Genomic DNA, 8,300 nt, shown 5'->3' on the forward strand with positions numbered 1-8,300 from the left:
GTCGTGACCGACCTGATCCGCTCGCTGGACGACCCCAACGTCAGCGTGGAGCAACTGGCCCGCCGCATCTCGCTGGACCAGGCCATCACCGCCCGCACGCTGCGCATGGCCAACTCCTCCTTCTTCGGCCTGCCGCGGCAGGTGGCCTCGGTGCTGGATGCCGCCTCGGTGCTGGGCCTGCGCAGCGTGCGGAACATCGCGCTGGCGGCCGGCGTTGCCGAGGTGTTCGCCGCGGCCAAGTGCCCGGGCTTCGACTTCACCGAGTTCTGGCGCCACTCGATCGGCGCCGCGCTGTGCGCGGAGGCCGCGGCCCAGTACCTGGACCAGGACACCGGCATGGCCTTCACGCTGGGCCTGCTGCACGACATCGGCCGCCTCGCGCTGGCCAGCGGCTTCCCCCAGCCCTATTCGGCGGTGATGGCCTGGCGCATCGCCCACGACGCCACGCCGCTGGAGGCCGAGCAGGCGGTGCTGGGCATCGACCATGCGAAGGTGGGCCTCATGCTGACCGAGCACTGGCAGTTCGCGCCGGCGCTGTGCGAGGCCATCGGCAGCCACCACGCGCCCGGCGAGTCCGGCACCGCCGCCTCCACGCCGATGAGCGACCTGCTGCACCTGGCCGACAACATGGCCCACGGCCTGGATCTCTCGCACTCGCCCGACGACATCGTGCCGCCGCTGTCCGCAGCCAGCTGGGGCCGGCTGGGCCTGAGCGATGCCCAGCTGTTCTCGATGTTCAGCCAGACCGAGCGCCGCCACGAGGCGGTCTGCCAGGCCATCCTGTCATGACGAGCCCTGCGCCCGACCCCGCCGCGCTGAGCCCCGCCCAGGTGGCCGAGCTGGTCCGTCGACATGACGAGCTGCTCGAGCAGAACGCCCGCCTGACCCTGGCCCAGGACAAGCTGATGCAGAGCGAGAAGCTGGCCTCGATCGGCCAGCTCGCGGCCGGTGTCGCGCACGAGATCAACAACCCGATCGGCTACATCTTCAGCAATTTCGGCACGCTGGAGAAATACCTGGCCGACCTGTTCCGCATGCTGGCCGCCTACGAGGCCGCCGAGGCGCAGCTGGCCGGCACGGCGGCGGGCCAGGGCCTGGCCGCGATGCGCGAGCGGGTGGAGCTGGACTTCCTGAAGGAGGACATCCCGACGCTGATGGCCGAGTCCAGGGAAGGCATCACCCGCGTGCGCAAGATCGTCCAGGACCTGAAGGACTTCTCCCGCGTGGACAACAGCCAGGAGTGGCTCTGGGCCAGCCTGCACCAGGGCATCGACTCCACGCTGAACATCGTCAACAACGAGATCAAGTACAAGGCCGACGTGGTCAAGCACTACGGCGAGATCCCCGACATCGAGTGCCTGCCCTCCGAGCTGAACCAGGTGTTCATGAACCTGCTGGTCAACGCGGCCCACGCCTTCGCCGGGCCGGAGCGGGGCACGATCACGATCCGCTCCGGCGTGGTCGAGGGCGGCGGGCAGGTCTGGGTGGAGGTGCAGGACAACGGCAGCGGCATCGCGCCGGAGAACCTCACGCGCATCTTCGATCCCTTCTTCACCACCAAGCCGATCGGCAAGGGCACGGGGCTGGGCCTGTCGCTGGCCTATGGCATCGTCAAGAAACACGACGGCCACATCCAGGTGGAGAGCACGCCGGGCGTGGGGACGACCTTCCGGCTCACGCTGCCGGTGCGAAGGACGCCGGCATGAACGCGCTGGTCCAGGACATGGGCGCTGCCGCCGCCGCCCTGGCGCCCGCCGCGCCGCAGGCCTGGACCATCCTGCTCGTCGACGACGAGCCCAACATCATCTCCTCGCTGCGCCGGCTGCTGCGCGGCGAGGAGGCCTTCGACTACAAGGTGCTGGGCGCCGGCGGCGGCGCCGAGGCGCTGGCGCTGCTGGAGAGCACGCCGGTCGACCTGATCATCTCGGACATGCGCATGCCCGGCATGAACGGCGCCGAGTTCCTCGAGCAGGCGCTGCACCGCTTCCCCGAGGCCGGCCGCCTGCTGCTGACCGGCGAGGCCGACATCCGTTCGACGATGGACGCCATCAACAAGGGCGAGATCTACCGCTACATCACCAAGCCCTGGAACGACGAGGAGCTGCTGCTGACGGTGCGCCAGGCGATCGAGCGCAAGCAGCTGCAGCGCGAGCGCCAGGCCCTGCTGGCGCTGACTCAGGCGCAGAACGAGCAGCTGGCCGGGATGAACGCCAGGCTGGAGGAGAAGGTGGCCGAGCGCACGGCCCAGCTCTCCAGCGCCAACGAGCGCCTGGGCAGGAACTACCTGGCCTCGGTGAAGGCCTTCTCCGGCCTGATCGAGCTGCGCAACGCCAGCCTGGTGGGGCATGCGCGGCGCGTGGCCGACGTGGCCCGGCGCACGGCCCAGCAGATGGGGCTGCCGGAGGAGAAGCAGCGCGAGGTCTTCGTCGCCGGTCTGCTGCACGACATCGGCCAGATCGGCCTGAACGACACCGTGCTGGGCAAGCCGATGCCCAAGCTGAACGGCGAGGAACTGGCCGCCTACCGGCGCCACCCGACGATGGGCGAGCAGGCGCTGCTGGCGCTGGACGACATGCACGCCGTGTCCATCCTGATCCGCCACCACCACGAGCGCCACGACGGCCAGGGCTTCCCCGACAAGCTGGCCGGCGATGCGCTGCCGCTGGGCGCCGCCATCCTGGCCGTGGCCGATGCCTACGACGACCTGCAGATCGGCCACCTGGGCAGCGTCAAGCTGAACAAGGACGAGGCGCGCACGATCCTCGAGCACGGCCGCGGCACGATCTACAACCCGCAGGTCATCGACGCCTTCCTGGAGCTGACCAAGCCCGCCCCGCCGCCGCCGCCGGCCGCGCCGCCGGTGCCGCGCAGCACCGCGCAGCTGCAGCCCGGCATGGTGCTGGCGAAGGAGCTGGTCTCGCGCGAAGGCGTCGTGCTGCTGACCGCCGGCCATGCGCTGACGGCGGACCTGATCGAACGGATCCGCTCCTACGAGCAGCGCGACGGACTCAACCTGGTGCTCATGATCAAGGCCTGACCCATCATGCACAGACTCCTCCTCGTCGACGACGAACCCAATGTCCTCAGCGCCCTGCGCCGCGCGCTGCGCACCGCGTTCAACGAGAACGAGCTGCGCATCGAGACCCACGACGACCCGGGCCGCGCGCTGGCCCGCGCCGGCGAGATCGCCTTCGACCTGGTGGTCAGCGACTTCCGCATGCCGGGCCTGGACGGCGTGCAATTCCTGCAGCAGCTGCGCCGCATCCAGCCGCAGGCGGTGCGCTTCATGCTCAGCGCCTCGGCCGAGGTGGACACGCTGCTGCGCGCGCTCAACGAGGGCGAGGTGCTGCGCTTCATCGTCAAGCCCTGGGACGACGAGGTACTGATCGCCCAGGTCCGCGAAGGCCTGGCCCGCGCGGACGAGCTGCGCGAAGACCAGCGCCTGGCCGACCAGATGCGGCAGCAGCGCGGCGAGATGAGCGCCAGCGAGGTGGAGCGCCGCCGGCTCGAAGCGCAGAACCCGGCGCTGGTGCAGGTGGACTGGGGCCCCAACGGCGAGATCCTGATGCCCGACGGCCTGCTCGATCCGGACGAGGGCGGCAAGGCCTGACACGCCAGGATGCGGGACACTCCCGCGCATGTCCGTTTCAAGAAGAACCCGCCGCACCCTGTCGGCCGTGCTGCTGCTGGCCGTCCTCGCCACCGCCATCGGCGCCTTGGGCGAATGGGCCGCACGCCGCGAGGCCGGCGCGCAGCTGGACACGATCCGCCGCGCGATCGAGATCCACACGCTGGGCCTGCGCGGCGCGGCCGAGCGCTTCGCCTACCTGCCCTACGCGATCAGCCGCCAGCAGGAGGTGCTGGCCCTGCTGGCCCACCCGCAGGACCCGGCCCTGCGCGACCAGGCCGACCGCTACATCGAGGCACTGAACCAGCGCGCCGGCTCCGACGCGCTCTACCTGATCGACACCCGCGGCCTGACGCTGGCCGCCAGCAACTGGCAAGAGCCGCAGCGCAGCTTCGTCGGCCAGAACTATGCGAACCGGCCCTACTTCGCCGATGCGCTCGCCGGCCGCGACGGGCGCTTCTACGGCCTGGGCCAGACCACCGGCGAGCCGGGCCTGTTCCTGTCGACGCCGGTGCGCGAGCGCGAAGGCGGCCCCGTCGTCGGCGTGGCCGTCGTCAAGGTCAGCCTGCGCGAGATCGAGGCGACCTGGGCCACGGTGCGCGACCCGATCCTGCTCAGCGACGCGCACGGCATCGTGTTCCTCGCCTCGGTGAAGGACTGGATGTTCAGCAGCCGCAGAGTCCTCGGCACCGCCGAGCTGGGCGACGTGCACCGCCAGCTGCAGTACGGCCCGCGCGAGGCCTTCCCGCTGCTGGACTGGGCCGATCCCCATGAACCCGCCGAGGCGGCCGGTTATGCGCTGCGCACGACGCTGGACGGCCGGCCGCGCAGCTTCCTCGCCGTGGACCAGCCACTGCCCGAATTCGGCTGGACGCTCACCGTCACCGCCGACCGCGCGCCGGTCGCGCAGGCGCGCGAGCGGGCCTGGCTGCTGGGCACGCTCAGCGCCGTCGTGCTGCTGCTCGCCGCGCTGTACTGGCGGCTGCGCGAGCGCCGCTTCGCCGAGCAGCGCGACATCCAGCGCCAGCTGGAGCTGCGGGTGCGCGAACGCACGCAGGAGCTCGACCAGGCCCATGCCTTCCGCAAGGCGATGGAGGACTCGCTGCTGGTGGGCATGCGGGCGCGCGACCTGGCGGGCCGCATCATCTACGTCAACCCGGCCTTCTGCGAGATGTGCGGCTACGGCGCCGAGGAGCTGCTGGGCATGCTGCCGCCCTACCCCTACTGGCACCCGCAGGACCTGGACAAGCACTGGCGCGACTACGAGACGACGATGGCCGGCCGCTCGATCGTCTCGGGCTTCGAGTCGCGCATCCGGCACCGCGACGGGCACGACGTGATCACGATGGTCTACACCGCCCGGCTGATCGACGCCGAGGGCCGGCACACCGGCTGGATGAGCTCGGTCGTCGACATCACCGCGCAGAAGGCGGCCGAGGCGCAGCAGCGCGAGCGCGACGAGCAGCTCTGGCACGCCCAGCGCCTGGCCAGCCTCGGCGAGATGGCGCTGACGCTGGCCCACGAGCTGAACCAGCCGCTGATGGCGCTCACCAACTTCGCCAGCGCCGCCAAGGCCTTCGCCGCGCAGGGCCAGCAGGCGCTGCTGGCCGAGAGCCTGGACGAGACGATGAAGCAGGCCCAGCGCAGCGCCGAGATCGTGCGCCGCATCCGCGGCTTCGTGCGCCAGCACGGCATCGTCGCCGAGGACTGCGCGATCGCCCCGCGCGTGGCCGCCGCACTGGCCCTGCTGCAGGGCGAGATCCGGGCGCGGCGCGCCCGTGTCGACGTGCGCGTGGAGCCCGACCTGCCTCCGGTGCGCGGCGACAGCGTGCTGCTGGAGCAGGTGATCCTGAACCTGGTGCTCAACGGCCTGCAGGCGATGGACGAGGCCGGCACGCCGGCGGAACAGCGCCTGATCGAGATCGACGCGGAGCGCGACGGCGCCCGCATCCGGCTGCGCATTGCCGACCGCGGGCCCGGCATGGACGAGGCGGTGGCCGCCCAGGCCTTCACGCCCTTCTTCACCACCAAGAGCGGCGGCCTGGGCCTGGGGCTCAACATCTGCCGCACGATCGTCGAGAGCCACCGCGGCACGCTGGCCTTCGCGAACCGGCCCGCGGCCCAGGGCGGCGGCGCGGTGTTCACGCTCGAACTGGAATCCGCCTCATGAGCACCCACAAGCTGTATGTGATCGACGACGACGAGGCGGTGCGCCGCTCGCTGGGCCTGCTGCTGCTCTCGCGCGGGCACGCGGTGCAGGCCTTCGCCTCGGGCGAGGCCTTTCTCGAAGGCGCGGCGCTGGACGAGCCCGGCGTCGCGATCCTGGACCTGCGCCTGGACGGCTTGAGCGGCCTGCAGGTGTTCGACGCGCTGCGCCAGCGCGCCAGCCCGCTGGTCGTCGTCTTCCTGTCGGGCCACGGCGACATCCCGGTGGCGGTGCAGGCGGTGCAGGACGGCGCCTTCGGCTGGCTGGAGAAGCCCTGCAGCGACGAGCGCCTGCTGGAGACGGTCGAGAAGGCCCTGGCCCGGGCTGCCGAGATCGCCACCCGGCTGCAGGCCCGCCAGGCGGCGCTGGCGCTATGGCAACGCCTGACCCCGCGCGAGATGCAGGTGGCGCGGCTCGTCGCCGAGGGTCATGCCAACAAGCGCATCGCCCAGCTGCTGGCGCCGATCGAGCCGCGCACGGTGGAGACGCACCGCGCCCATGTCTTCGCCAAGCTGGCGCTGGCGAACAGCCACGAGCTGGAGCGCTTCATCCGCGAGCACGGCTTGTAGCCTGCGTAGATTTACGCAGGCGCCCCGGCGCAGGCTACGGACGACAGCGGAGACCTGTTTGCCCACACTGGCTGAAAACCGGAGACAGCTCAGCATGACCGCCACGACCTACGCCCCCGGCTCGGGCAGCACCGCCAGCCCGCGCCCCTACACCGCCGCCGAGACGCGCCAGCGCATCTTCTCGATCATGGCTGCCTCCTCGGGCAACCTGGTCGAGTGGTTCGACTTCTACGTCTACGCCTTCACCGCGCTGTATTTCGCGCCGGCCTTCTTCCCGAAGTCCGACCCGACGGCTCAGCTGCTCAACACCGCCGGCGTGTTCGCCGCCGGCTTCCTGATGCGCCCTATCGGCGGCTGGCTGTTCGGCCGCATCGCCGACCGGGTCGGCCGCAAGCGCTCGATGCTGATCTCGGTCGCGATGATGTGCGGCGGCTCGCTGGTGATCGCCTGCCTGCCCACCTTCGAGCAGATCGGCGCGCTGGCGCCGGCGCTGCTGCTGATCTGCCGGCTGTTCCAGGGCCTCTCGGTGGGCGGCGAATACGGCACCACGGCCACCTACATGAGCGAGGTCGCGCTGCGCGGCCGCCGCGGCTTCTATTCCTCCTTCCAGTACGTGACGCTGATCGGCGGCCAGTTGCTGGCGGTGCTGGTGATCGTGCTGCTGGAGGCGCTGCTGTCGAACGCCGAGATGAAGGCCTGGGGCTGGCGCATCCCCTTCGCGATCGGCGCGGTGACCGCCGTCGTCGCGCTGCTGCTGCGCCGCACGCTGCACGAGACGCAGAGCGAATCGGCCAAGTCCAGCAAGGACGCCGGCACCATCGGCGGCCTGTTCCGCCATCACTGGCGTGCCTTCGTCACGGTCGTGGGCTACACCGCCGGCGGCTCGCTGATCTTCTACACCTACACGACCTATATGCAGAAGTACCTGGTCAACACCGTGGGCCTGCCGATCAAGACGGCCAGCCACGTGATGACCGGCGCGCTGTGTGCCTACATGCTGATGCAGCCGCTGTTCGGCGCGCTGTCCGACCGCATCGGCCGCCGGCGCAGCATGCTGCTGTTCTCGGGCCTGGGTACCATCGCCACCGTGCCCATCCTGAGCGCCCTGCAGGGCGTGACCAGCCCGTGGACGGCCTTCGGGCTGGTGGTGCTGGCGCTGGCCATCGTCAGCTTCTACACCTCGATCAGCGGCATCGTGAAGGCCGAGATGTTCCCGCCCGAGGTGCGCGCGCTGGGCGTGGGCCTGGCCTACGCGGTGGGCAATGCGCTGTTCGGCGGCTCCGCCGAGTACGTGGCGCTGTCACTGAAGCAGGCGGGCATGGAGTCCACCTTCTACTGGTACGTGAGCGCGATGATGGTGGTCTCGTTCCTGTTCAGCCTGCGGCTGCCGAAGCAGGCGGCGTACCTGCATCACGATCATTGAGGTCAGCCCCCCGCCCAGTCTCGCGGCGCTGAACGCGCGCGAACCTGGTCAGCCCCCCGAGGGGGCGCCGACGCTTGCGGCATCGAGCCACAAGCGCCGCCAGTGGGCCGGCTTGGGGCGGCCCGGCGCTCGGCCCGAAATACCGGCCTTCAGCGCTGCGAGTGCCCAGTCTCAGGCCAGTGCGCCTGCGAGGTTGGCCCTTGCCTGCACCTCGAAGCGCTCGCGGAAATGGGCGCTGCCGTAGATCGACGGCCGCTCCAGAAAGCCGCGCAGCACCTCCCTGCGTTTCATCCGGTAGAGGATGCCGGGTACCCAGCTGTACTCCTCGCGCACCTGGGCGTCGTACTCGGCAAAACGCGCCGGCGCGGCGCCGAGGATGGCAAGGTCCACGTCGACCAGCAGTTGCTGGTCGGGGTCGGACGGCAGGGCGTCATGGCGGGTGGCCAGGACCAGTTCGCGAACGCGGCCCTGCAC

Annotated in this window: 7 protein-coding genes and 1 pseudogene; 7 read left to right on the top strand and 1 reads right to left on the bottom strand. The window is 70.7% G+C overall.

Features of this window, described 5'->3' with window-relative positions; all coding sequences use genetic code 11:
• The 7 genes from B0W88_RS27155 to B0W88_RS27185 all read left to right on the top strand — a co-directional run.
• Nucleotides 1-789, top strand: a 789-nt coding sequence (locus tag B0W88_RS27155; protein WP_077037700.1) for an HDOD domain-containing protein, incomplete at its 5' end; no start/stop codon positions are given.
• Nucleotides 786-1,706: an ATP-binding protein gene (locus B0W88_RS35250; protein ID WP_077037701.1), complete on the top strand. Its 921-nt coding sequence runs from the start codon at nt 786-788 to the stop codon at nt 1,704-1,706. The genes B0W88_RS27155 and B0W88_RS35250, both read left to right, overlap by 4 nt.
• Nucleotides 1,703-3,037: an HD domain-containing phosphohydrolase gene (locus B0W88_RS27165; RefSeq protein ID WP_233151862.1), complete on the top strand. Its 1,335-nt coding sequence runs from the start codon at nt 1,703-1,705 to the stop codon at nt 3,035-3,037. Before B0W88_RS35250 ends, B0W88_RS27165 begins: the two co-directional genes overlap by 4 nt.
• Nucleotides 3,038-3,043: 6 nt before the next feature.
• Complete coding sequence (locus tag B0W88_RS27170; protein WP_077037702.1) at nt 3,044-3,610, top strand: response regulator; 567 nt, start codon at nt 3,044-3,046, stop codon at nt 3,608-3,610.
• Nucleotides 3,611-3,638: 28 nt separating this feature from the next.
• On the top strand, nt 3,639-5,798 hold the full coding sequence (locus B0W88_RS27175; RefSeq protein WP_077037703.1) for a PAS domain S-box protein: 2,160 nt from the start codon (nt 3,639-3,641) through the stop codon (nt 5,796-5,798).
• Nucleotides 5,795-6,403, top strand: a complete 609-nt coding sequence (locus tag B0W88_RS27180; RefSeq protein WP_198937952.1) for a response regulator transcription factor — start codon at nt 5,795-5,797, stop codon at nt 6,401-6,403. The genes B0W88_RS27175 and B0W88_RS27180 overlap by 4 nt, the downstream gene beginning before the upstream one ends.
• Nucleotides 6,404-6,497: 94 nt before the next feature.
• Nucleotides 6,498-7,826, top strand: a complete 1,329-nt coding sequence (locus B0W88_RS27185) for an MFS family transporter (RefSeq protein WP_077037704.1) — start codon at nt 6,498-6,500, stop codon at nt 7,824-7,826.
• 171 nt (nt 7,827-7,997) lie between these two features.
• On the opposite strand, the pseudogene B0W88_RS27190 reads toward B0W88_RS27185, so the two are convergent.
• Nucleotides 7,998-8,300, bottom strand: a pseudogene (locus B0W88_RS27190) (N-methyl-D-aspartate receptor NMDAR2C subunit); the annotation flags it as partial.

It is taken from the genome of Pelomonas sp. KK5, from assembly GCF_001984095.1.
Classification (GTDB): Bacteria; Pseudomonadota; Gammaproteobacteria; order Burkholderiales; family Burkholderiaceae_C; genus KK5.